Origin of the sequence: Oceanisphaera pacifica (assembly GCF_017498065.1) — a bacterium.
Taxonomy (GTDB): domain Bacteria; phylum Pseudomonadota; class Gammaproteobacteria; order Enterobacterales; family Aeromonadaceae; genus Oceanimonas; species Oceanimonas pacifica.
In genome coordinates, this window is the sequence record NZ_JAGDFX010000003.1 from 16,939 (window position 1) to 40,168 (window position 23,230).

Annotated in this window: 23 protein-coding genes; 12 read left to right on the forward strand and 11 right to left on the reverse strand. The window is 46.2% G+C overall.

Going from position 1 to position 23,230, the window contains the following annotated elements:
• Positions 1–26: 26 nt before the first annotated feature.
• Entirely contained in the window at positions 27–836 is an 810-nt protein-coding gene (locus tag J3U76_RS02810) for an NRDE family protein (protein WP_208004170.1), read from the forward strand.
• Between the two features lie 108 nt (positions 837–944).
• Here J3U76_RS02810 and J3U76_RS14385 read toward each other — a convergent pair whose 3' ends face one another.
• Together J3U76_RS14385 and J3U76_RS02815 are read right to left on the reverse strand one after the other, a co-directional pair.
• Entirely contained in the window at positions 945–1,076 is a 132-nt protein-coding gene (locus tag J3U76_RS14385) for a putative transporter small subunit (protein ID WP_243454020.1), read from the reverse strand.
• A complete protein-coding gene (locus J3U76_RS02815; protein WP_243454021.1) occupies positions 1,076–2,755 on the reverse strand; it encodes a sodium:solute symporter family protein in 1,680 nt (559 codons plus the stop codon). Before J3U76_RS02815 ends, J3U76_RS14385 begins: the two co-directional genes overlap by 1 nt.
• Before the next feature lie 532 nt (positions 2,756–3,287).
• On the opposite strand from J3U76_RS02815, the gene purE reads away from it, so the two are divergent.
• Positions 3,288–3,782 (forward strand): 5-(carboxyamino)imidazole ribonucleotide mutase, encoded by a 495-nt coding sequence (purE, locus tag J3U76_RS02820; RefSeq protein ID WP_208004172.1) that lies wholly within the window; start codon positions 3,288–3,290, stop codon positions 3,780–3,782.
• A complete protein-coding gene (gene purK / locus J3U76_RS02825) occupies positions 3,779–4,846 on the forward strand; it encodes a 5-(carboxyamino)imidazole ribonucleotide synthase (RefSeq protein ID WP_208004173.1) in 1,068 nt (355 codons plus the stop codon). Before purE ends, purK begins: the two co-directional genes overlap by 4 nt.
• A 756-nt stretch (positions 4,847–5,602) precedes the next feature.
• On the opposite strand, the gene J3U76_RS02830 is transcribed toward purK, so the two are convergent.
• From J3U76_RS02830 to J3U76_RS02840, 3 genes are all read right to left on the reverse strand, one after another.
• Positions 5,603–5,824, reverse strand: a complete 222-nt coding sequence (locus J3U76_RS02830; RefSeq protein ID WP_208004174.1) for a hypothetical protein — start codon at positions 5,822–5,824, stop codon at positions 5,603–5,605.
• 177 nt (positions 5,825–6,001) lie between these two features.
• Positions 6,002–7,042, reverse strand: coding sequence for a PLP-dependent cysteine synthase family protein (locus J3U76_RS02835; RefSeq protein WP_208004175.1), 1,041 nt, complete (start codon positions 7,040–7,042; stop codon positions 6,002–6,004).
• Between the two features lie 158 nt (positions 7,043–7,200).
• Entirely contained in the window at positions 7,201–8,016 is an 816-nt protein-coding gene (locus J3U76_RS02840) for an AraC family transcriptional regulator (RefSeq protein ID WP_243454022.1), read from the reverse strand.
• A gap of 125 nt (positions 8,017–8,141) precedes the next feature.
• Between J3U76_RS02840 and J3U76_RS02845 the strand changes: the two genes are divergently transcribed.
• The 6 genes from J3U76_RS02845 to J3U76_RS02870 all read left to right on the forward strand — a co-directional run bounded on the left by J3U76_RS02845 (position 8,142) and on the right by J3U76_RS02870 (position 12,667).
• Positions 8,142–9,146 carry a bile acid:sodium symporter family protein gene (locus J3U76_RS02845; RefSeq protein WP_341534289.1) on the forward strand — a complete coding sequence of 335 codons (1,005 nt, stop codon included), beginning with the start codon at positions 8,142–8,144 and terminating at the stop codon, positions 9,144–9,146.
• A gap of 320 nt (positions 9,147–9,466) precedes the next feature.
• Positions 9,467–10,102, forward strand: coding sequence for a molecular chaperone OsmY (gene osmY / locus J3U76_RS02850; RefSeq protein ID WP_208004176.1), 636 nt, complete (start codon positions 9,467–9,469; stop codon positions 10,100–10,102).
• A 172-nt stretch (positions 10,103–10,274) separates the two neighbouring features.
• Positions 10,275–10,436, forward strand: a complete 162-nt coding sequence (locus J3U76_RS02855; protein ID WP_208004177.1) for a DUF1328 family protein — start codon at positions 10,275–10,277, stop codon at positions 10,434–10,436.
• Between the two features lie 78 nt (positions 10,437–10,514).
• Positions 10,515–11,318, forward strand: a complete 804-nt coding sequence (locus J3U76_RS14650) for a CLCA_X family protein (protein ID WP_341534290.1) — start codon at positions 10,515–10,517, stop codon at positions 11,316–11,318.
• 37 nt (positions 11,319–11,355) lie between these two features.
• Entirely contained in the window at positions 11,356–11,979 is a 624-nt protein-coding gene (cobO, locus tag J3U76_RS02865; RefSeq protein ID WP_208004178.1) for a cob(I)yrinic acid a,c-diamide adenosyltransferase, read from the forward strand.
• Positions 11,980–12,145: 166 nt separating this feature from the next.
• Positions 12,146–12,667 carry a hypothetical protein gene (locus tag J3U76_RS02870; RefSeq protein ID WP_208004179.1) on the forward strand — a complete coding sequence of 174 codons (522 nt, stop codon included), beginning with the start codon at positions 12,146–12,148 and terminating at the stop codon, positions 12,665–12,667.
• Positions 12,668–12,807: 140 nt separating this feature from the next.
• On the opposite strand, the gene J3U76_RS02875 is transcribed toward J3U76_RS02870, so the two are convergent.
• Positions 12,808–13,266, reverse strand: coding sequence for an IS1096 element passenger TnpR family protein (locus tag J3U76_RS02875; protein ID WP_208004180.1), 459 nt, complete (start codon positions 13,264–13,266; stop codon positions 12,808–12,810).
• A gap of 41 nt (positions 13,267–13,307) precedes the next feature.
• Positions 13,308–13,961: a glutathione S-transferase gene (locus J3U76_RS02880; RefSeq protein WP_208004181.1), complete on the reverse strand. Its 654-nt coding sequence runs from the start codon at positions 13,959–13,961 to the stop codon at positions 13,308–13,310.
• Between the two features lie 216 nt (positions 13,962–14,177).
• On the opposite strand from J3U76_RS02880, the gene J3U76_RS02885 reads away from it, so the two are divergent.
• Positions 14,178–15,908 carry a potassium/proton antiporter gene (locus tag J3U76_RS02885; RefSeq protein ID WP_208004182.1) on the forward strand — a complete coding sequence of 577 codons (1,731 nt, stop codon included), beginning with the start codon at positions 14,178–14,180 and terminating at the stop codon, positions 15,906–15,908.
• Here the strand turns inward: J3U76_RS02885 and J3U76_RS02890 are convergent.
• From J3U76_RS02890 to ppsR, 4 genes are all read right to left on the reverse strand, one after another.
• Positions 15,905–16,315, reverse strand: a complete 411-nt coding sequence (locus J3U76_RS02890) for a rhodanese-like domain-containing protein (RefSeq protein ID WP_208004183.1) — start codon at positions 16,313–16,315, stop codon at positions 15,905–15,907. The two genes, J3U76_RS02885 and J3U76_RS02890, sit on opposite strands and share 4 nt — an antisense overlap.
• Positions 16,316–16,481: 166 nt before the next feature.
• A complete protein-coding gene (locus J3U76_RS02895; RefSeq protein WP_208004184.1) occupies positions 16,482–16,931 on the reverse strand; it encodes a YtoQ family protein in 450 nt (149 codons plus the stop codon).
• Between the two features lie 200 nt (positions 16,932–17,131).
• Positions 17,132–18,580 carry a uracil-xanthine permease family protein gene (locus tag J3U76_RS02900; protein WP_208004185.1) on the reverse strand — a complete coding sequence of 483 codons (1,449 nt, stop codon included), beginning with the start codon at positions 18,578–18,580 and terminating at the stop codon, positions 17,132–17,134.
• Positions 18,581–18,923: 343 nt separating this feature from the next.
• Entirely contained in the window at positions 18,924–19,736 is an 813-nt protein-coding gene (ppsR, locus tag J3U76_RS02905; protein WP_208004186.1) for a posphoenolpyruvate synthetase regulatory kinase/phosphorylase PpsR, read from the reverse strand.
• Between the two features lie 182 nt (positions 19,737–19,918).
• Between ppsR and ppsA the strand changes: the two genes are divergently transcribed.
• A complete protein-coding gene (gene ppsA / locus J3U76_RS02910; protein WP_208004188.1) occupies positions 19,919–22,297 on the forward strand; it encodes a phosphoenolpyruvate synthase in 2,379 nt (792 codons plus the stop codon).
• 151 nt (positions 22,298–22,448) lie between these two features.
• Complete coding sequence (gene queC, locus J3U76_RS02915; protein ID WP_243454023.1) at positions 22,449–23,174, forward strand: 7-cyano-7-deazaguanine synthase QueC; 726 nt, start codon at positions 22,449–22,451, stop codon at positions 23,172–23,174.
• Positions 23,175–23,230: the final 56 nt, after the last annotated feature.

Sequence of the window (23,230 nt, forward strand, 5' to 3'; positions counted from 1 at the left end):
TTAACTTGATATGGAAGGGCCGGCTTTTGTGCTTAATTGCATTTTCTTGGCAGCCAGAGAATGGCCGCTTATTATTATTGGCTAATCGTGATGAATTTTATGAAAGACCTACCGCTCACGCGCAGTGGTGGACTGACTATTCTGATATTTGGGCGGGCCGAGACTTACAAGCCGGTGGTACTTGGTTAGGGGTTAACCGAGCTGGGCGCTTTGCCGCCCTTACTAATATTCGAGAGGGTGAGGTGACGCTTGGCAAGCGTAGCCGAGGCGAGCTGGTAAGCGGCTTTTTATCCAGTAATATCAGTGGGGCTGATTATTTAAAGCAAGTGCTACGTCAAGGAAGTGATTACGCCGGCTTTAATTTATTAGTGGGGGATATCAGCCAGCGTGAGCTTTGGTATGGCGCTAACCGAGCTGGAGGTGAGGCGCGCCTCTTACCCTTGGGGCATTATGGTTTATCTAATGGATTATTAGATGCGCCTTGGCCTAAAGTGCAGCGATTAAAGCAAGGTTTAATCGATATCCCCAAAGGCGGTGCATTAGCGGATATTGAACCAGCTGCACTGCAATTATTGAGTGACAATCAGCCTGCGCCTGTTGAACAGTTGCCTAATACGGGGGTTGCCCCTGAGTTAGAACGTTTGTTATCTGCTCCTTTTATTCATTGCCCTCATTTAAATTATGGTACACGAGCGCAAACGGTGTTGTGTATTCATCCAAGTGGCATTGATCAGCATAAACTGGAGGTAATGGAGCGAACTCGAGGGGCAGATGGCACAGTATTGGCGACTAATTCGACTGACTTTATCAAGGCTGCCGAGCATATACTGAGATAGAATGGGGGATGGAAGCTGGCAAGACTAAAGCTACTTTCAAGCTTGTAGTAAAAAAGACGAGCACCTTGCGGTGCTCGTCTTGTTATTCATTGATATTAATACAGAATATTAAACCAGTCCGCGCTTTTCTTTTTTAGCGGCTTTTATGTCTTTCCACACTGCGCGGCAAATAACCCACAGTACCAATAAGGTAAGGGCAGGCCAGACTAGAATATAAGAACCTAATATAAACTCGCTCATTATTGCTCCTCAGCTAAACGGTTAGGTATACTAACAGCTTCAGTATTTAGCTCTTCTCTATCGTCATAGTGCTCGACACGCTCATTGATTAAGTCAAAATCAAAGCGCTCATTACTTGCTAAACTAATGGCTACACATACCAAGGTACTGGCACCGTAAGCTACAAGTGAAGAAAGCAGCACAGTGTATTCACGTAACAATCCAGTGGCAAAGTAGGTCATGGCTAGGGTCGCAATAATACCGGCAATAATACCAACCCACTTACCAAAGAAACCAAATGCCATTAAGCCAATTACCACACCGGCACCCACAAATGCCATTAACTCAAAGATAAGTCCGGTTGCTCCTGACATAGGCAGTAGCTCAAAGCGTGACACGCAGAATAAGGCCAAACCAGATAGCACAGCACTGGTAAAGGCGGTGTTGGTAATGCGATCCCAGTAACAGCTAGCAATCACTGGGAATACGATGGCACCCCATAGTGCGCCCACAAATACCAGCATCACGAGAATATCAAACGAGTAGCTTGCTAATATCACGCCGATTAAAGTGGCGGTTACCATGGTCATGCGACCAATAAACAGCATACGCTTAGGATCCACTTTACCGCGCGCTAAGTTTTTACCATACACATCAGCCATCACAATGGCTGATAGCGCAGATAAGTCAGAATCGGCAGTCGAAGATAAAGATCCAATCACCAGAATAAAGAATAAGCCAATAAAGAAGGGTGATAAGTAAGTTGATACCATTTGTGGGATCAAATTGTTCACTTCACCATTAATGGGCTCTACACCTAAGGTTAGGGCCATTAAGCCAATCATACCTAAGCCAATAACAATGGCGCCATAGCCTAAGGTCGCGGTTAAAAAGGTTGATTTAATGTGCTTTTCATTCACCGCAAATAAGCGTTGAGAAATAGTTTGGTTACCAATGGCGTAGGCTAATACCGCAATAAAAAACGGCGCTCCCTGTTTTAAAATGGCTTCCATTGAAAACAGATCAACCTGTTCAGCGTTTAGGTTACTAAAGCCGTCTAACATTACGCTTGGCCCACCCATAGAGAACAGCACCGCTGGAATGATCACAATGGCAATGGCCATTAAGGCAACTAACTGAGCAAAGTCGGTAAATACCGAGGCTCTAAAGCCAGACCAAAGTGTATAGCTCAGCACCCCCACACCAGCAATAATGATACCAGCCTGAAAGGATAAGGGTGATAAGACGGCAACCAGCGCACCGGCAGCGGTAAAGTTCACCATAAGACTAATAATACTGCCCAGTAGGTTTGAGAAAGCTAAAATTAACTGACTTGATGAGCCATGACGGGCGTGAATAAGCTCACCTAAAGTATGGGCTTTTGGTGCTAATGAGCGAAAACGACGGCCAAAGGGATAGATGAATAAGATCATCAAGGCGCCCCATAAGCCATAATGCAGCGGGCCCGACACTCCATAGGTGTAGCCAGAAGTCGCAGCAGCATAAAAAGAAGCAGCCCAAATCCAAGTGGCGGTCATACTGGCCGCCCCCATACCAAAACCAATACGCTGGTTAGACACCATAAAAGCATCGGTATCTTCTTGGTCTTTTTTGATAAAAGTGGTTAAAAAATAAGTGCCGCCATAAAATGCCGCAAGTAGCAGCAATACGGTGGTAATCGAGAATTGATAGAGCTCCAAGGAAACCTCCATAACTGACTTAAGTCATGTACTTAAGCAGATGATGAGACAAACGCGCGGCTGTAGCAGTTATTAACTACTGAAGGGCGTTAATGAGTAACTTGGCTTGCGACAACGGACGTAAACAGGTGTAAATACAGCTGCAGTTAAAGGAGGTGACAAAAGTCAGACCGATAACAATAGTAGTAACTAGAGACGTTGGCGATAGCCGAGTGATAGGTAGTCAGCGACACAGAAGGTCGTGAACTAAGCTAAGGTAGAGTTTCAATTGCACCAATCATGGGTGTCACACCTCCTGTGAAACATACAGATAATCTAACAAACGGCTATTACTCTAACCTTACCTTAGGGCTCTGTCTATACTTGCCTTTTTCTTGACTTTATATTAGGGGGTTTGTTGCTCAGGTGACTAGCCGACAAACCCCCATTTCGTTATAATTTGCGCTCCTCCCAGATCCACCACAATGCTGGGCGTTTAATCTGCACTTATTGCAGTGTTATGCGCCATTAATCTTGCTTAACAGGAGTAATCATGCAAGCAAAAGTTGCCGTCATCATGGGCTCAAAAAGTGATTGGCCGACCATGCAGGGCGCCGCCGAAATTATGGACAAACTACAAGTGCCTTATGAAGTAGAAGTGGTGTCGGCGCACCGTACTCCCGATCGTCTTATGTCGTTTAGTAGCGAAGCCGTGGGGCGCGGTTTTGAAGTCATTATTGCCGGTGCCGGCGGTGCCGCACACTTACCCGGTATGGTGGCCTCTAAAACCCGCTTGCCTGTGCTGGGTGTGCCGGTACAAAGCCGAGCGCTAAAAGGAATGGACAGCTTGCTGTCTATTGCACAAATGCCTAAAGGCGTGGCGGTGGGTACCTTGGCCATTGGTGATGCTGGCGCCTTTAATGCTGGCTTATTAGCTTGTCAAATACTCGCTAATAACGACGCCGCTTTGGCCGAGCGTTTAGAGGCTTTCCGTCAGCAACAAACTGAGACAGTATTAGCCAACCCCGATCCGAGGGAGCAAGCATGAGTCGTATATGGGTATTAGGTGCCGGTCAACTTGGGCAAATGTTAAAGCATGCGGGCATGCCGCTAAACTTAGATGTGCAACCGGTAGACATTGAGTCTGAAGAAACCTTTCCACTTCAAGCACACGAGCAAGTTACCGCAGAGCGTGAGCAATGGCCCGAAACCGCAGCCACTCGCCAGCTGGCCAGTCACCCGGCATTTGTAAACCTGCAAACTTTCCCTATATTAGCGGATCGTTTTACTCAAAAATCCTTAATAGATGAACTCGGATTAGCAACCTCGCCGTGGCAGCTAGTACGCACTAATACCCAAGCTGATAGCCTGCATGACAAACTGGGCGAGCGAGTATTACTCAAGCGTCGCACCGGTGGTTACGATGGCCGTGGTCAACACTGGTTGCGCGAGCCGGGCCTAGATGCTATTCCTGAGGGCTGGCATGAAGAAGCGATTGCTGAGCAAGCGATCGATTTTGATGAAGAAATGTCAGTGGTGGGAGTGCGGGGAGCCGACGGTCAGTGTTTTTTCTATCCACTGACGCTTAACCTACATGTTAATGGCATTCTTTTAGGCTCGGTTGCCCCCTTAGCGCGTTTAGCTCACTTGCAACAAAAAGCAGAGCAGATGCTGGCAAAGCTAATGAATCACCTCGATTATGTGGGGGTGATGGCCATGGAATGTTTTCGCGTGGGCGATGACTTGCTGGTTAATGAGCTGGCGCCTCGGGTGCATAACAGCGGCCACTGGACTCAAGCAGGCGCTAATATCAGCCAGTTTGAAGCGCATTTACGTGCTGTTGCTAAGCTGCCATTAGTGCAGCCCTGCGTTAAAAACACCAGTCTGATGGTGAACTTGGTGGGAACCGAGCGCCAAGAGGCTTGGTTAACCGTGCCAGGTGCTGAGCTATATTGGTATGGCAAAGAGGTACGTCCCGGGCGAAAAGTGGGGCACATTAACTTTAGTCTTGACGCACACCCACAGACTAAAGCCGCACTTGATACGTTACAGCCCCTTTTACCCGCTCATTATGGTGAAGTATTAGATTGGCTACGCAGCCAGTTGGATTAACCTCTCCAGCACTTATCTGCTAGCCAAAAAAGCCCCGTGCAAGTTACTGCACGGGGCTTTTTAGTACCGGCCATCGGCGCTGTATTTCTTTAACTGACAGCCTGTCACTTCATCACATCTCTTTGTTGATGTTTGGGTAAAAGTCAGGCAGAGCGCACTGCTCCGCTCGACTCGCCGCTGGGATAGCCACCTTCGCTGGGCAACGGCTGCAAATATTCACAGGATATTTGGTCCATTACCCAGCAAAGGTACACGGCAGCAAGCTGCCCCATACGGGCTCCGCCGCGCCCTCCCTGGCGCGGAGGGTCGACCTCTGCCTTCCCATTAGCACCTGAGTTGCCTGAATGTGTTGGCGAACGCTTGCTCTCGCATTGGGCCGTAGGCGCAAATCAGCTTCTTTCGAAGAATGGCTTGATCTCAACCATTCGCTCAAGGGTATCGTTAATCGATACCAATAGGCGACACCGAGGTGTGTGGCCGGATAAAGGGATCTTCTTCACCGACCACCACATGACATGGATGTCATGTGTTTGAGCGTTACAGGGAGGTACTTGCAGCGTGTCGGCGAAGAAGACCCTTTGTTCGGCAGTTATGCAGGCCGAACCGACTACATCATGCTCCTTATTTTTATTTGTAATGTAAGCAGAAGATGTGACTAAGTGGCAGGCTTACAGCTCCCCGCAGGGGTTGGCTCTGCGAAGCAGAAATGTTAGGTTTTTCTTTAACTGACAGCTTATCGCTGACGGCTATAAGCTGCTAAACCAAAGGTTGCCCCATTTTATCTTGCGCAATTAAACGTACCACATAAGCCAGCTTAAATAGCGCGGCACTAATCACCAAAGTAATGTGCATAAACACCGTCATGCCCAGCGATACCTTTTCTTCTTGTAGATAAGCAATGCTTAACGCGCCGCAGCATAAGATAAGAAAAACAACCATAGAAATGTTTGCCAGACGAAGTAAACGTGTATGGTTCATAATGTGCACCTCAAATGCTTATTTGAGGTTATCCTATGCCCGCTTGACTATGTAGTCAACAATAAGCAGTAGTAAAAGTGAGTTTTTTGCTTTGATTTAGATCAACGAGCAGGCAAAAGAAGGTGAAAAAGTGTTCGTGTCTCCGACGGCGGAAAACTTATTGCCGTCGGCTATCTTTTAACTCAATTGTGCGAGTTGCTCGTGATAAGGGGTTAAATCGCCAATGTGTTCGGCTACCCACTCTGGGTTGTAGTAAGTGTCTAAATAACGCTCGCCACTGTCACACATTAACGTTACCAAAGAGCCACGCTCACCGTTTGCTTGCATGCGCTTTGCCAGTTGTAGTACGCCCCATAAATTAGTGCCCGTTGAGCCCCCAGCCTTGCGGCCTAAAATAGGTGTTAACCAATGTAAAGTAGCAATGCTGGCCGCGTCAGGTACTTTGATCATTTCATCGATAACACTTGGCACAAATGAAGCCTCAACCCGGGGGCGGCCAATGCCTTCAATACGGCCATTGGCTTGGCTAACCAAATCACAATCCCCACTTTGAAAGCTGTCATAAAATACTGAGTGTTCAGGATCAACCACCACCAACTGTGTATCTAAACCTAAATAGCGAATATAGCGGCCTAAGGTGGCAGAAGTACCGCCGGTGCCAGCGCTCATCACAATGGCGCGAGGAATAGGATGTGGCTCTTCGGCCAATTGGCGAAAAATGCTTTCCGCAATATTATTATTGCCCCGCCAGTCGGTGGCACGTTCAGCATACGTAAATTGGTCCATATAATGGCCATTATTTTGCTGAGCTAAGCGCTCGGCCTCGGCATATACTTGAGAGCCGTTGTCCACAAAATGACAGTGCCCGCCTAAGTGTTTAACCTGCTCTACCTTTTTGCTGGTGGTGCTGCGCGGCATGACAGCGGTAAAAGGTAAGCCCAGTAACTTGGCAAAGTAGGCCTCCGAGACCGCAGTACTGCCGGATGAAGCTTCTACAATATGGGTACCTTGATGCACTTTTCCGCTACAAATTGCATGCAAAAATAATGAACGTGCTAAACGGTGCTTTAGGCTACCAGTGGGGTGGGTGCTTTCATCTTTTAGGTAAATATCGATGCCACTTAAGCCGGGAATATCCAGTAAGTATAAGTGAGTGTCTGACGTGCGAAGTTGGTCGCTCGATAAGGTTTTAAGGGCAGTACGAGTCCAATTGTTCATGGCAAGATCCCAACGCTAAGGGTGATAACAGGTAAAGTGAAATTATATCCGTAACGAATCATTAATCGGATAGGTATTTTGCTGGCATGTTAGCTGTTTGCAGTAGGTAACTCTATGGGTGAGTACTTTGATGACGTTAGCTGCTGTGTAATGCGATGTTATTTAATCAGATATTCACCAGGGGTGCTGCCCAGTAAGGCTTTAAAGGCGGCAATAAAAGCCGATAGGCTGTCGTAACCACAGGCCAATGCCACATCGGTAATGCGCATACCGGATTCTAATAACGGCAAGGCTGCGAGTAAGCGACTACGCTGTCGCCACTGGCGAAAGTTCATGCCGGTTTCTTTTTTAAACCCGCGGCTTAATGTTTTATCGCTGATTGCCAATGCGCCACTAAAGTGGGCTAATGGTCGGCAATCGTCGGGGTGCTGAGCTAAGTAACGGCATAACTCTATTAACGAGGGGCTATTAGGCCAAGGCAGCATTAGCTGACTGGCCTGGGCGCTTGCTAATCTGTCAAGTAATACGGCAACAAGCCGCCCTTCACTGCCTTGCTCATCGTACTCAACGGGGAAGGCACTAAATGCAATAATTAGCTCTTTTAATAAGGGCTCAATGCTTAACACTTGGCAAGATTGCCAAGCAATAGTGTCGGCATCAATATATAAACTGCGAATGAGAGTATGACTGGTGCTGTGCACGCCATGCATTACCTGAGGCGGAATAAATATGCCATGAGTAGGTGGCGCTATAAATTGCCCTTTTGGTGTGTTTACTTTAATCACCCCACGAATCGCATAGGATAACTGCGCCCAAGGGTGGCAATGCGGAGTGCTAATGGCGTGATTAGGCAATGACAGTTGCTGGCCGAAAAGAGGGCGAGGCAAGGCGGTTAAATGCGTGAGTTGGCTAAGCAGCTGCTGCTGAGAGATATCCATAGTTAGGATAATGCAGAATTTTAAATGAATTGACAATATTTGCGAGTACCTTTCACTGAGCCGCTCTTTTGTCTTTTTAGCGACACTAGCTGTCCTTATGTCGACAAACTGCAAAGGTATAGTCAGTTAACATTATCGCTTGTCTTTGATCGGAGAGTACCATGTTGGGTTATTTACGGCTGTTATTTGATAATTTCACCCTGATTTTACTGGGCGTCGTGGCCACGGCTACCTTGTTACCGGCACAAGGCCAAGGTGCCGTGTTTTTTGAAGGCTTAACCGTGGCTGCTATTGCATTATTGTTTTTTATGCACGGGGCTAAGTTATCTCGCCAAGCTATTATTGCCGGGGCTACCCATTGGCGGCTGCATTTGCTGGTATTTGGTTGCACCTTTGTGATGTTTCCTGTGTTGGGGGTACTTGCTAAACCGATATTACTGCCGTTGTTAGGTGAGCAGCTGTATATGGGGGTATTATTTTTATGTGTGCTACCCGGTACAGTGCAGTCGGCCATTGCTTTTACCGCTTTAGCAGGGGGCAATATTCCTGCTGCTGTATGCAGTGCCTCGGCTTCGAGTATTTTTGGCATTATTTTAACGCCGTTATTAGTGGCACTGTTAATGCAAATTGATGCCAGTGAAGGCCCGTCGGCACTGCATTCCATCGGTGCTATTAGTATGCAATTACTGCTGCCTTTTGTGTTGGGGCATGCCATGCGACCTGTTATTGGTGCTTGGGTTGATAAGCATAAGAAAAAGCTAAGCCGCCTCGATCAAACCTCTATTTTATTAGTGGTGTACACAGCACTTAGTGCGTCTGTGGTGCAAGGGTTGTGGAGTACAGTATCGCTGAATGCTTTAGTCATGCTAACGCTGGTGTGCTGTGTGTTACTGGCACTGGTGCTCTTTTTAACCGCCTGGTTAGGTCAACGCCTCGGTTTTAACCGAGAAGATAGGATCACCATAGTGTTTGGCGGCTCAAAGAAAAGCATGGCTACGGGAGTGCCCATGGCACAGGTGTTATTTACCGGATCATTAATTGGCCCCGCTTTATTGCCTTTAATTATATTTCATCAAATACAGCTGATGGTATGTGCCGTAATAGCACAGCATTATGCACGCCAGATTAACCCAGATACAGCTGCCAGACCTAAAGCGTCATCATGATTTATATAATTTTAATTTTAGGTAAATATTAATATCTGACGATACTTGACGCAGCTGTATTTGAGAGGGAAAAGTTCTTTATATTTCCAGAAGTGTTCTGGTTTAGCTTAAGCGGTTGATTTGTAGGTTGTTTTTTGGTCTTGTTTGGTTTGGATAACGTTAGTTTAGGTTTGTTTTGTTTTAATTGACTACTTTTTATAACTTGCAAAGTAATATCGATTGTTCTAGAACTTAAAGGGCAGAAAGCGAAGCTTGTATTATTCGTTTCATTTGCAGCTTTATTTACTTAGTGTTTAATTCGCAATATTAAGGAGCAAACAATGAAGAATAATAAACTGTCATATTCAACCGTCGCCCTTGTATTAAGCTCAGCATTAGCCAGTACCAGTGTCTTGGCTGATAGTCATGTAACAGATAAGGCTGAGGCCGTGTCTAACAAAGCCGAGCAAACGGTGGAGCGCTCGGGCGATAAACTCGATAAAGCGGCTAATACTGCCGGTCAGTTTATCGATGACAGTGTGATCACCACCAAAGTGAAAGCCGAACTGCTTAGTAATGATGCCATCGCCAGTGGCGATATCTCCGTTGATACTGAACAAGGTGTTGTTACCCTTTCAGGTTTTGTTGATAACCAAAAAACGGCACTGCATGCGGTAGAACTTACAGAGAACATTGAGGGTGTACAGTCTGTTGAAGATAAGTTAAATGTAAAAGGTGATAATGAACAGTCACTTAAAGAGTATGCAGACGATGCCATGATCACTAGTGCCGTCAAGGCAAAGTTATTAACAGATACCAGCGTTCCTTCGTTAGCAATTTCAGTTGAAACCCAAGATGGTGTAGTGCAGCTTACCGGTGAGGTGGAAAGTGAAGAGCAGTCCACCCAAGCTGAAAATATTGTAAAAGGGATGGATGACGTAAAAAGCGTTAAAAATGATCTAAAAGTGAAATCATAAGCTAGGCTATTATTTATTATACTAGATAAGGCTGTATTTGTTGTTATAAGCAATATCTTATAGGTACTTGCTTATAGGTACTTGTCATACAAACTGTTTTATATGCAGGCAAATTCATATTCAGACAAGTACCTATCTAATATCAGCTGTTCTCTTAACTAAGGAGCAAGTTATGTTTCGTTGGGGCATTATCTTTTTAGTGATAGCACTTATCGCCGGGGCATTAGGCTTTGGTGGCTTAGCAGGTACGGCTGCTTGGGCGGCAAAACTAGTCTTTGTGGTGGGTATTATCATTTTTATTATCAGTTTAATAATGGGGCGCAGAGCCCCCTAACGCAAGCTGGCTTTAGCCTAGCCAGCAGGGTTGTTAGACTAAGCGAACATAACACAGTAAAGTAAGCTTGGGCTGACAGTGACGGCAAACAACCACCCCCCAAATAGCGAGACTCAGTCTCGCTATTATCGTAATGGGCCTAATCACCGCCATAATGAGCACATTGATTTTGTTCAGGTTAGGCGGCGTTTTGATTTTCGCAGTATCGAGATTGGCCGTTGGGTGACGCGCCCTGAGCGTGAGCGTGCTGCAGGGTTATTTTTTGATGCCTTGTGCGATTTAATGTTGATCTTACAAGGTAGCGAAGCGGTCATTTCGCTGCGCGGCTCGCTGTCACTGCAATATGGTATTGGCGGTCGTCCAGGGGTCGCAGCCCACTATAGCCCAAGTACTCGTTGCTTTTCGCTGGCTAAAAATGCCGGCCCTGGCAGCATTGCTCACGAATGGTTTCATGCTTTTGATCACTATATTGCCAGCAAAACGATTGTGAATGCAGGTACGGGTACTTTTGCCTCCCATGCTTGGCTGAATAATGCGCCTCTTATCAAACACCCGCTAAATACACTGCTGTTTGACTGCTTTCATGCCATTATGTTGGATGAGAGCGGCACCCTGCCCAGCACCTTATTTACGGCTTCGGCCGCCGCAGACAGCCAATTGAATACCCTATATTACAGTCTACCCGAAGAGTTGTGCGCTCGCGCCTTTGAAGCTTTTGTGCAAGATGCAGCCATTAAAAACGGCTTTTTAGTAAAGGGCACCAAGGCCACTAAAGAAGCCGAGCTAGGCTTGTACCCACAAGGCACACAGCGCACCACCATTAACGGCGCTTTTAGTCGCTACTTTCGCACTTTAGGCACGGCTCTGGCCCACCAAGGCTAATTTATTATTGTTAATCTCTAAGCAATTAAGGAATCCTATGAGCGATCACCAACAAAATAACCGCGAACAAATAAAAGCCGAACGCCATCAGCAACGCCAACAAAAAGTAAAAGATGCCGTAGATGCTAAAGTCGCCGAGGCTCAAGAAGAGCGGGGTGTCTTAATGGTGATTACCGGTAATGGTAAAGGCAAAAGCACTGCCGGCTTTGGTACCGTCACCCGAGCGGTCGGCCATGGTAAAAATGCCGCCGTGGTGCAGTTTATTAAAGGCGGCTGGGAATGTGGCGAGCGCAATTTGTTACAAAAAGTGGGGGTGCCTTTTGTGGTCATGAACACGGGTTTTACTTGGGATACCCAAGATCGCGAACACGACATCGCCGCCTGTGAGCAAACGTGGGCACCTGCCGAAAAAATGTTGGCCGATCCCAATATCGACATTGTGCTGCTAGATGAGCTGACTTATATGGTGGCATATCACTATTTAGATTTAGAGCGCGTACTCAGTGCACTAAAAAATCGCCCATCGCATCAACATGTGATCATTACCGGCCGTGGCTGCCATCGCAGCATTATTGAATTAGCCGATACAGTGAGTGAAGTGCAATCAATAAAGCACGCCTTTGAAGCAGGCGTAAAAGCACAAGTAGGCTTTGATTATTGAACGCTAAAGGAGATAAAAGGGAAACTAGTGTGCGCTGACTTTACTTAAAGCGAACAGTTTCCCTTGTTGTGACACAGCGCGCTTAAGAGTTTGTTAAATATGGTGATTAGCTGCTACAGTTATATTAAAAGAAGGTAATACCTATCATTTAAAGGAGGTGTTAATCATGTCTGAACAAGACGTTCTTATCGGTGAACAGTTTCCCCATAAAGTAAGCGCAACTTACAACCGTCAGTCGGATGCTGAGCAGGCTGTTAAATCCTTAGTTGATAACACTAATATTCCACGAGAACAAATTAAACTGGTACACCCCAAAGATCCTCAGATTGCTCGTAAGCTTGAACCTGAAGTTGAAGGAGTGCGTCGGACTTTTGTCAAATCTCATTTAGTTTTTGGGGGAATAGGCTTTATTGTCGGGATTATAGTGGCGACCTTGCTGATCACAATAGGGCCTGCTATCACTCGCTCTAGCCCCGTATTTACTTATATCGCTATTCTTTTTTTATTTACGTTAATTCCGTTATTGGCTGCGGGTTTAATCTCGTTTCGCCCTGATCAAGATCCCTTAATTAATAAAACCCGTGAAGCAGCACAGTCAGCACAATGGACACTGGTTGCCCACTGCGCTGACCAAGAACAACAAGAGCAAGCGACGCGGATCATCACTCCCACGGCAAAAACCTTATAGTTGACTCACCTAGCAAGCAGTGAGTGACGTCTTTATCGTTTATTGTTGGTATAGTGGGGTACATTATTTTTACTTGTGAGTAACCGCCTTGGCAGGCAATACGCCTGCCCAAATCTACTCAGTGAGAGTTGCTGATCTAGTTAGAGAAAAACAATATCATCAGGGTTAATGCTGCCGTTATCATCATCCTCAAAGCTTGGATATTGCTCGGGCTTGGTGCCTGTTTCGCTAACGAGAAAAGGATATTCGCGATCGGGTTGGCTGGCTCTTGGTTTCTTGCGTGACTTACTTACCTGAAAAATCCAGTCATCGCCAAAGTCGAACCAATAAAATAGCTTGTAACCTTTGCGAAGCGGGAACAAAGACAAGAGGGAGATATCCTCAAGATCTTTCTCATCATCGACCATAAAGTGATGTGAACCATGGGCATTTCGAGCCGTAAAAAACGAAAATAAGTGGTCGTTATCAAAGTCGACGGCTTCTTGAATAGCATCATGCAGCTCATATAGCATAATGTTTTCGTCTACTTCCAGCTCGCAACTCCAGTCTGAGTCAGTGTAAATGTTGCCTACAAGCTTAATTGTTAAAGTAATAATCATAAATTGCTCTGGTTTAACTCATGGTGAATAAAGTCATCAGCCTAATATGCTTCAGGAAAAAGTACGACCTCATCCTCTGGCTGCCAAGGCTTATATTTCGTCATGGCTTGTAAAAATACAGGGTGCACTAGCCAGTCTTGCAACCATTTTTGTAGATAAGGGTAAGGTAACTGATAAAAGGTATCGCGATCAACATGGGCGAACTGGCGTACAAAAGGCATAATGGCAATATCGGCGACCGTCGGTTTATTCCCCAGTAAAAAATCTTGCTCGGTGAGTAATGCTTCTAAAGTCTGTAAGAACACTTCTCCTTGTTGCCGATAGTCTGTTTGGCTCATCTCTGGGTGACGATCAGCATATTTATAGCGGTCTAACCAATATTTAAATTGCTGGTCGTTTTGCTCAATTAACATGTTTGCTTTATGTACATGAAAGCCCTCTAATAAGCCGCTAGGGTCTTGCTGCGCAAGTGCCCACATCATAATATCTTGGCTTTCGTCAATAACGCTGCCATTTTGCAGTTGCAACACGGGCACCGTACCTTTGGGGCTAATGGCTAACATGGCCGCGGGTTTATTTTTTAGGGTGACTTCTCGAAGTTCTAGCTGCAGTTTGGCAAATAAAGTACCCAGACGAGCACGCATGGCATAGGGGCAACGGCGAAAAGAATAGAGACAATGCAAGGATAAAACCATAAAAAATCCATCGTTAATTGTAAAGATAACCTATGGTATCAAAGATAAATGCAATTGCTTAATGCAGCGGTAGCACCTGTGTTTCATGACTGCTTAGGGCTATAATTATGTGATTTTTTGTAGAGATATTTTTAACTTAATTAAAAATTCACTCTCATCAAATAGTACTGATTATGATATAACTAATGCACCTAACATCCTGTCGGAATTTCTTCATTGGATAATATTGAACACCTCTTCTTACTGACTGGGATCTTACTGTGTGTGAGCGTATTAGCCACCTTATTATCGGCGCGCTCCGGCATCCCCATTCTGCTTATTTTTTTAGTAATAGGCATGTTGGCGGGTGAAAGTGGCCCAGGTGGAATTGAGTTTGAAAGTTACTCATTAGCTTACAGCATAGGTAACCTAGCACTAGCCATTATTTTGCTGGATGGTGGCATGCGTACTCGCATGACGACCTTTAGGGTCGGGCTAAAGCCGGCCATTAGTATGGCCACCTTAGGAGTGTTAGTCACCAGTGGCGTAACAGGGCTAATTGCGGTTTATATTTTAGATTTAAGCTGGCTACACGGTTTATTACTCGGCTCTATTGTCGGCTCTACCGATGCGGCAGCAGTGTTCTCATTGCTTAGTGGCAGAGGTATGCACTTGAATGAGCGGGTAGGGGCCTCCCTTGAAATTGAGTCGGGCACCAACGACCCTATGGCGATTTTTTTAACACTCACCCTGATTGGTTTAATTACCGGTGAGATGAATGGCATGGGTGAAACCTTACTCTTTTTGCTCACCCAGTTTGGTATTGGCACCATAGCTGGCATTTTAGGCGGTTTGTTATTGGTGCAAATGATCAAGCGCTTTGAGTTAGCTCCAGGCCTATACCCCATTCTTGTTACCGGCTTTGGCTTAACCTTATTTGCGCTTACCGCTTTGTTAGAAGGGAGTGGTTTTTTAGCCGTGTATTTGGCGGGCTTGGTACTGGGCAACTCTCGCCTACGTGACATGGAGTCTATTTTACCGGTATTAGATGGCTTAGCTTGGCTGAGTCAAATTGGCTTGTTCTTGGTTCTGGGGTTGTTGATCTCACCATCAGAAATGTGGACCATGGCATTACCAGCTATTTTAATTTCATTAGCGCTAATATTTATCGCTCGGCCGCTGGCGGTGCTGGTCTCTTTGGTGCCATTTTTTCGTTTTACTAAACGAGAGCTTGGTTTTATTTCTTGGGTGGGGTTACGAGGCGCAGTGCCTATTGTATTGGCCATTTTTCCACTAATGGCCGGTATACCCGAGGGTATGATGTTTTTTAATGTGGCCTTCTTTGTGGTGTTAATCTCTTTATTAGTACAAGGCTCTACTCTGCCGCAAATAGCCCGCTTATTGAAAGTAGAAGTGCCCCCTGAGCTAGCACCGCAGCGCCGTGCTATGTTGGGTATATTTCAAGAAGATGACTTTGAAATGTTCTTATATACAGTGAGCAGTGAGTCGATAGACGGTGTTGTGGTACGTAACTTAACCTTTCCGCCCCATTGTCGCGTTGCTGCTGTATTTAGGGGAGAGTATTTATTACCTGCCTCGGGCAGTACACGGCTGGCGATGGGGGACTTGTTATGTGTGATTGGCCGCAGTAATCACCTTAAAACCTTAAATAATATGTTTGGGGGAGACTTAGATGCGGCGCGCAGTAAAGCACGTGCGTTCTTTGGTGATTTTATTTTAGATGCAGATGCACTCATGGCGGATGTGGCCAAAATGTATGGTGTGGATGTTGATGACAGTGAAGCAAAGCTTAATTTGGGTGAGTTTATGCTTACCCACAGTAATGGTCATCCGGTAGTGGGCGATAACTTTTTACGCTACGGCATGGCGTGGACAGTGGCGGATGTAGATGGTGATCAGGTGCTAAAAGTCGGGTTGCGTGAAGATGAAACTGATAAGCCTGATTAGTAAGGTGCTGTGTTTGGCGTGTTTAAGTATAAGGCGGCGGTACCACTTATCGTATCATCTGCTGCCATTGGACCCTCGATAGGGCGGGCCTGCTGCGTGGTTAAGCCCGTGGCTTTTAATTCAGCAAGCGCACCGGCATGGCTTGCTGCATGGTAGCCTAAAGCCTGTAACGCTTGGCTAGCCTGTTGGCCACGCAGTTGGCCGCGACCATATAATTTAATGACGGTGTTTTTGTCGGGGTAGCGAGCACTCACGCCACGGGCTATATAGGTATAAGGGATATGTATCGCATTATGCAGGTGCTCTATGGCGTATTCCTCTTGGCTGGCAACATCTACCCATACTTGTGTATTGGTAAATGCCAGCATCGGCCAACTGCATAAGAGGGTGACTATCCAAGACTTCATTATTTATCCTGCTACACAAATTAACAATATTGAGTGTAGAGCAGAAAAGTATGAGTATCTTGCGCAAAAAGCGTGCAGCCGACAGAAGTCGGCACACTCGTACAACAAAAAATCCCCCGCATGGCGGGGGATTTTTATTAACTCGCAATTTATCTCTGCGTTAAGCTTAAGATAGCAAGTAAGTTAAGATTTCAACCACTTGCTCTGGCTCACGGCAGGTGGCTTTAGCGGCTTCGTCTACTTCTTTTAGTGGGTGGTCTAGCTCAGCGTCGTGCAGCGTCACAATGGGCTTCCCAGATGCAACTGCAAAGCCTGCGTCAAAGGCGGCGTTCCACTGACGGTATTTAGGTCCAAAACGCACCACCACTAAATCAGCAGCTTTAATTTGGGTAGAAGTGCGGATGCTGTTGATGCCAGACGCTTTACGGTCACGCCAGAAGTTATCTTCTTCGCTACCTAAAATATTAACGCCTACCATGTCACTGGCATCGTGATCGGTCACCGCTGAGCTAAATTCAACGGCAAGGCCTGCGGCTTTAGTGCCTTCAATTATACGCTCACGCCAATCGGTGTGAATTTCGCCGGACAGATACACGTTCCAAGTTTTCTGAGTCATTATGTTTTCCTTATTGCTCACAGAAGTAACTAAAATAAAGTACAGTTGTTAAATGTTACCTTATTATGACCATAAAATCAGCCCTAGGAAGTGCTGCACAAAACAAGATAGTAAGGCTGCAGTGAAGGAAAATAAAAAAGCCGGTCTTGCGACCGGCTTTTTAAGTACTGAGTATTGATTTTAACGTAAGAGGTTACTTCTTAGTTAGCACTCTCAGTGCTTACTTTTTTTTGGACATTACCAGCGGAGTCATCGTTACCGCCGCTCATGTTTTTTTCAATTTCTTCACGCTCCCGTGCTTCATCTTGTAATGACTTCTTAGGCAGAACAATATTCAAGATGAAAGAGGTGAGTGCTGCAATGATCACTGGGTTAGTCAATGAACCTAACATTTCAGGTAACATAGCAACTGACTCAGGCTTAGCAGCCACACCCATGGCCAGAGCAACAGATAGAGCGGCAATGGTCACGTTACGTGAAGACAGCTCATCTTTAACCAGCAGCTGAATACCTGTCATGGTGATCATGCCGAATACAATGATGGTTGCACCGCCAATTACAGGGTACGGAATAGTCAGCATAACCGCAGAGAACTTAGGCAGTAAACCGGCTAAAATCATGAAAATTGCAGCAATACCTAATACGTAGCGGCTGATAACCTTAGTCATGGCCACAATACCTACGTTCTGACTGAACGAAGAGGTTGGCAAAGAACCAAAGAAAGAACCCACAAGCGTAGTTAGACCATTACCAATCAAGCCGCCAGACATTTCCTTGTCTTGCAACTCACGGTTCATACCGCCAACAGCAGTCGCAGATAAGTCACCGATGGTTTGTACTGAGTTAACAATACAAATAATAACCATAGGTACAATGGCACCAACAGGGAAGCTAAGGCCAAACTCAAGCGGCATAGGCAAGTAAGCCCAATCAGCAGTCGCTACACGGTCTAGGTTGACCATTCCAAAGAATGAACCTAATGCATAACCGGCAATAATACCGATGATGATGGCTGCAAGGCGGAAGTAGCCTTTACCAAACTGTGAGCAAAGCAGTACGACAAGTAGCGTAACCGCTGCGACTAACCAGTTTTGGCCACTACCAAATTCAGGGTTAGGTGCGCCGTTTACAAACGCATTACCCGCCATGTAGTTGATTGCAACACCGTACAAGGACAAACCAATCACCAATACCACGGTACCGGCAACAACTGGCGGGAACAAGTGACGGATATGTTTAATTAGTATACCGACCAATAACATGGCGATACCACCAATGACTTGTGCACCCATGATGGCATCAATGCCGTATCGCTCACCCGTAGCAGGGTCTATGCTGTTGGCGACCGACAGTAAGGTTGGCATATAGGCGAAACCTACCCCGAAGATAACTGGCATACGCGCACCAATACTACCGACTGAGTAAAGTTGTAATAATGTCGATAGACCAGAAAACAACAAGGCTACTTGAATAAGCAGCGTTGATTCTTGTGCACTTAAACCAACCACGTTTGCAACAATAAGTGGTGGCGTAACGGCACCCATGATCATCGCTAAGATGTGCTGTAGTGATAACGGTAGTGCCTTGCCGAAACCAGGCTTCCCGTAAAAGTCGAATATCGACTTGCTGTGTACATGACTTTGTTTCATTGCAATAAGTCCCTGAGTTTTGCTCAATTGGGGAAGAGCCTGTTGTGCAATATTGCAACAACGTAACTACAACCACCAGTAATGACGTTAATCGCTGGACTCCCTAGCTAATTCGTCTTTTTTGTATGCACAGTGGTAGGTGAGACCACTGTTAATACAAAGAAAACACACCAAACCCAGCAAAGGCCAGACGCACAACTTGGATGCGACTTGTGTCGTGTTCGACTGTTTAGTTAAACACTAGGTGTAATGTATACATTTATGTAAACATTAAAGCAATATTTTGTTTGTTTTTGTTTGACTTGTTTCGATATAGATCGCAAAAAAATGCTGAGTTATTTTACTAATAGATGCGACGTGGAATGCCGGTTCGTTCTAAAATTTTGGCTGAAATCTCTTCTACTGAGTGATAGGTGGTGTCAATAAAAGGAATGGCTTCCATTCGAAATAAACGTTCAACTTGGCTCAGCTCGTAGCGGCATTGTTCGGCTGCTGAATACGCACTGTTCGCCATACGGCGCTGGCGAATTTCTTGCAATCGGTAAGAGTCGATGGTTAGGCCAAACAGCTTGTGTCTATTGGCTTTTAGGGCTTTTGGCAGCGCCATTTGCTGCATATCTTGATCAATAAAGGGATAGTTAGCTACGCGAATTCCAAATTGCAATGCAAGATATAAGCTGGTTGGTGTTTTGCCACAGCGAGACACGCCAATCAAAATAAGATCGGCTTCATCATAGGCTTTAGTCGTCATGCCATCGTCGTTTTCTAGTGCATAGTTCACGGCATCAATGCGAGTGTCATAATGTTTTTTATTCTCCATACCGTGAGTGCGGTGAGTGCGAGGGTCGGCTTTTACTCCTAACTGTTGCTCTATGGGTGTTACGAAGGTGTTAAGAAAGTCGTAATGCTTAGCATCACTATTGGTGATAATGTTACGCAACTTTGTATCCACTACAGTGTGAAATACTAAAGGCAACTTGCCACTTTTGTGGTAACTGTCGTTAATCTTATTTTTTACTGCTTGCGCTTTATCTTCATCACCGACAAACGGCATGGTGATTTGCTCAAAAGGCAGTGGAAATTGGCTTAATACCGCATGACCAAAAACCTCGGCTGTGATCGCCGTCCCATCCGAAACATAAAAAACCGTGTGCATTAGACCTCCAGATCTCACTTTTGTGTATTGGTATAGGTTAAACCTTACCTGCATTTTCTGCTTATTGTAGAATCCTTTGTGTGCCGAGCATGTTCAATGCCAGCTCGATAATAATAAGCTCAGATGCACATAAATAGACATGTAAATATTCGCAACTCAAAATCACTGTTGGAGACGTGGCCGTGAAGGAATATGTAATTTGGTACGAACAACTCGGAATGCAAGATGTAGACCGAGTAGGTGGCAAGAACGCCTCTTTAGGTGAAATGATCAGCCAATTGGCCGGGGCCGGAGTGTCTGTGCCTGGCGGGTTCGCAACCACTGCTTATGCCTTTAACGAGTTTTTAGAGCAAAGTGGCCTGAATGCCAAAATTCATGATTTGCTAGATACCCTAGATGTCGACAATATTGGCGCACTGGGCGAAGCCGGACAACGGATCCGTCAGTGGATTGTTGAAACGCCATTTCAACCTGAACTTGAAAGTGCGATCAATGAGGCTTATCAAGCTTTAACCGGAAAAATGGGCGATGAAGCTTCTTTTGCTGTGCGATCTTCTGCCACTGCCGAAGATATGCCAGACGCTTCTTTTGCCGGTCAACAAGAAACCTTCTTAAACGTACGTGGTTTAGACTCGGTAATGGAGTCAATTAAACACGTCTTTGCTTCTTTATTCAATGACCGCGCTATTTCATACCGAGTACACCAAGGTTATGCCCACCAAGGGGTAGCTTTATCTGCCGGTGTTCAGCGCATGGTACGCTCCGATATCGCCTCATCTGGGGTGATGTTTACCATAGACACAGAGTCGGGCTTTGAAGATGTGGTCTTTATTACCTCTGCTACCGGCTTAGGTGAAATGGTGGTACAGGGGGCAGTGAACCCCGATGAGTTCTATGTACATAAGCCAACCTTAAATGCAGGCCGTCCGGCGGTAGTGCGCAAAACCTTAGGTTCTAAGCTACAAAAAATGACCTACGCCCAAGGTCAAGCACTGGGTCAGCAGGTTGAAATTAAAGAAACCACTAAAGATGAACGTCATCAATTCTCCCTCACCGACAGCGAAGTGATGGAGCTGGCCAAGCAAGCGGTGATTATTGAGCAGCACTATAATCGCCCTATGGACATTGAGTGGGCAAAAGACGGGCTCGATGGCCAGCTATATATAGTACAAGCTCGTCCTGAAACTGTACGTAGCCGCCAAGACAGTAACGTGCTAGAGCGCTTTGCACTCAGTGAGCACAGTGAGGTGTTGGTGGAAGGCCGTGCCATTGGTCATAAAATAGGCGCGGGTCCGGCTAAGGTGATTGCTTCTTTAGAGCAAATGGATGAAGTGAAGCCGGGTGACGTGCTGGTTACCGACATGACGGATCCCGATTGGGAGCCGATTATGAAGCGTGCTTCTGCCATTGTGACTAACAGAGGGGGGCGTACTTGCCATGCGGCCATTATTGCTCGTGAATTAGGCATTCCAGCGGTAGTTGGTTGTGGTGATGCCACCGCACGCATTCAAGAAGGTCAAGACATTACCGTTTCTTGTGCAGAAGGGGATACCGGTTTTGTGTATCAAGGCCAACTGAGCTTTGATATTAACACCTCTGAAGTTGGCTCTATGCCAGTATCACCGGTTAAGGTGATGATGAATGTGGGCAACCCTGATCGTGCCTTTGACTTTGCACAACTCCCCAATGCCGGTGTCGGCTTGGCGCGATTAGAGTTTATTATTAATCGCATGATAGGGGTGCACCCTAAGGCGCTGCTTAATTACGCAACAGAAAGCCCTAAGCTGCAAGAGCAAATTGACGAGATTATTGCCGGTTACGAGAGCCCAAGAGAGTTCTTTGTTGCCAAGCTTACCGAAGGTATTGCCACTTTAGCCTCGGCATTTTGGCCAGAGCGGGTCATTGTGCGCATGTCTGACTTTAAGTCCAATGAATACGCCAACTTGCTAGGCGGTGATGCTTACGAACCCGATGAAGAAAACCCCATGTTGGGCTTTCGTGGCGCTTCTCGCTATATTTCAGAGGACTTTCGTGATTGCTTTGCCATGGAGTGTGAAGCCATGAAGCGGGTACGTAACGACATGGGCTTAACCAACGTTGAGATCATGATCCCCTTCGTACGCACCCTTAATGAAGCAGCGTCAGTGATTGATATTTTGGCTGAAAACGGCCTTAAGCGCGGCGAAGCAGGCCTTAAAGTGATCATGATGTGTGAATTGCCCTCTAATGCGTTATTAGCGGATAAATTTTTAGCTTACTTTGATGGCTTCTCAATTGGCTCCAACGACATGACACAGTTGGCATTAGGGCTAGACCGAGACTCAGGCCTAGTGGCGGCGTCCTTTGATGAGCGCGACGAGTCAGTTAAGGCGCTGTTATCTATGGCTATTCAAGCGGCGCGCAAAGAAGGCAAGTATGTGGGCATTTGTGGCCAAGGCCCATCAGACCATAAAGACTTTGCCGCTTGGCTGGTGGAGCAGGGAATTGACTCTGTGTCGTTAAATCCCGATACCGTGATTGATACCTGGTTATATTTGGCAGAGCAAACCAATAAAGCATAAACAAGAATAGCATTGTCTACTTTTAGACCAAGATGTAATAGAAAGGGCGCTTAGCGCCCTTTTTGTTTGCGCTCATTCGCTAGATGGTTAGAATGGCGCTGATTTTTATTGGTGCCGGTCGCAGCCTACCCGGAAAAAACAAGGACACAATATGATGAATGCCTTACTTATCTGCTCAGGCGGATTTGATTCAGTGACGCTCGCTTATCGCCTAGCGGCAGACAACAACTTAGGCGCCTTACTCACCTTTGATTATGGTCAACGCCATAAAAAAGAAATAGACGCCGCGCGCGTGTGTGCCAAGCAGCTTGGCGTACCCCACATAATGATGGACATTAGCCACATAGGTGCCCAGCTGACAGGCTCGGCACTCACCGACGATATTGATGTGCCCTATGGTCACTACAGCGAACAAAACATGAAACTGACGGTGGTGCCTAACCGCAATGCCATTATGTTGACCATTGCCTTTGGCGTGGCCGCCAGCCGAGACTTAAATGCAGTGGCATTGGCGGTGCATGGTGGAGATCATTTTATTTACCCCGATTGTCGCCCCGACTTTATTCGCTTATTTAGTGAAATGCAGAACCAAGCGCTAGATGGGGTTGCCGAGGTGGGCTTGTTTGCCCCTTATGTGAATACCGATAAAACGGAAATTGCGCGTGATGCGGCACGCTTTAAGGTGCCCATTGCCGACACTTGGTCGTGTTATGAGGGAGGAGAGCTGCACTGTGGTCGTTGTGGTACTTGCGTTGAGCGTATTGAAGCCATGACCTTGGCAAACATAGTGGATCCCACGCCATATCAGGACCCTGATTACTGGAAAGCTGCTGTTGCAAAAGTAAAGGCCAAGGTAACAGAAAAGGTGAACTCATAATGTATCGTATTAAAAAGAGTTTCATTTCTCGGCTTCCCATCCGTTAATGAAATGCC

Coding starts and splice junctions, on each gene's coding strand:
- J3U76_RS02830 (WP_208004174.1), bottom strand. CDS start 5,824: ATGAACCATACACGTTTACTTCGTCTGGCAAACATTTCTATGGTTGTT.
- osmY (WP_208004176.1), top strand. CDS start 9,467: ATGAAGAATAATAAACTGTCATATTCAACCGTCGCCCTTGTATTAAGC.
- queC (WP_243454023.1), top strand. CDS start 22,449: ATGATGAATGCCTTACTTATCTGCTCAGGCGGATTTGATTCAGTGACG.
- J3U76_RS02845 (WP_341534289.1), top strand. CDS start 8,142: ATGTTGGGTTATTTACGGCTGTTATTTGATAATTTCACCCTGATTTTA.
- J3U76_RS02855 (WP_208004177.1), top strand. CDS start 10,275: ATGTTTCGTTGGGGCATTATCTTTTTAGTGATAGCACTTATCGCCGGG.
- cobO (WP_208004178.1), top strand. CDS start 11,356: ATGAGCGATCACCAACAAAATAACCGCGAACAAATAAAAGCCGAACGC.
- J3U76_RS02900 (WP_208004185.1), bottom strand. CDS start 18,580: ATGAAACAAAGTCATGTACACAGCAAGTCGATATTCGACTTTTACGGG.
- purK (WP_208004173.1), top strand. CDS start 3,779: ATGAGTCGTATATGGGTATTAGGTGCCGGTCAACTTGGGCAAATGTTA.
- J3U76_RS02890 (WP_208004183.1), bottom strand. CDS start 16,315: ATGAAGTCTTGGATAGTCACCCTCTTATGCAGTTGGCCGATGCTGGCA.
- purE (WP_208004172.1), top strand. CDS start 3,288: ATGCAAGCAAAAGTTGCCGTCATCATGGGCTCAAAAAGTGATTGGCCG.
- J3U76_RS02895 (WP_208004184.1), bottom strand. CDS start 16,931: ATGACTCAGAAAACTTGGAACGTGTATCTGTCCGGCGAAATTCACACC.
- J3U76_RS02880 (WP_208004181.1), bottom strand. CDS start 13,961: ATGGTTTTATCCTTGCATTGTCTCTATTCTTTTCGCCGTTGCCCCTAT.
- J3U76_RS02835 (WP_208004175.1), bottom strand. CDS start 7,042: ATGAACAATTGGACTCGTACTGCCCTTAAAACCTTATCGAGCGACCAA.
- J3U76_RS02875 (WP_208004180.1), bottom strand. CDS start 13,266: ATGATTATTACTTTAACAATTAAGCTTGTAGGCAACATTTACACTGAC.
- J3U76_RS02870 (WP_208004179.1), top strand. CDS start 12,146: ATGTCTGAACAAGACGTTCTTATCGGTGAACAGTTTCCCCATAAAGTA.
- J3U76_RS14385 (WP_243454020.1), bottom strand. CDS start 1,076: ATGAGCGAGTTTATATTAGGTTCTTATATTCTAGTCTGGCCTGCCCTT.
- ppsR (WP_208004186.1), bottom strand. CDS start 19,736: ATGCACACGGTTTTTTATGTTTCGGATGGGACGGCGATCACAGCCGAG.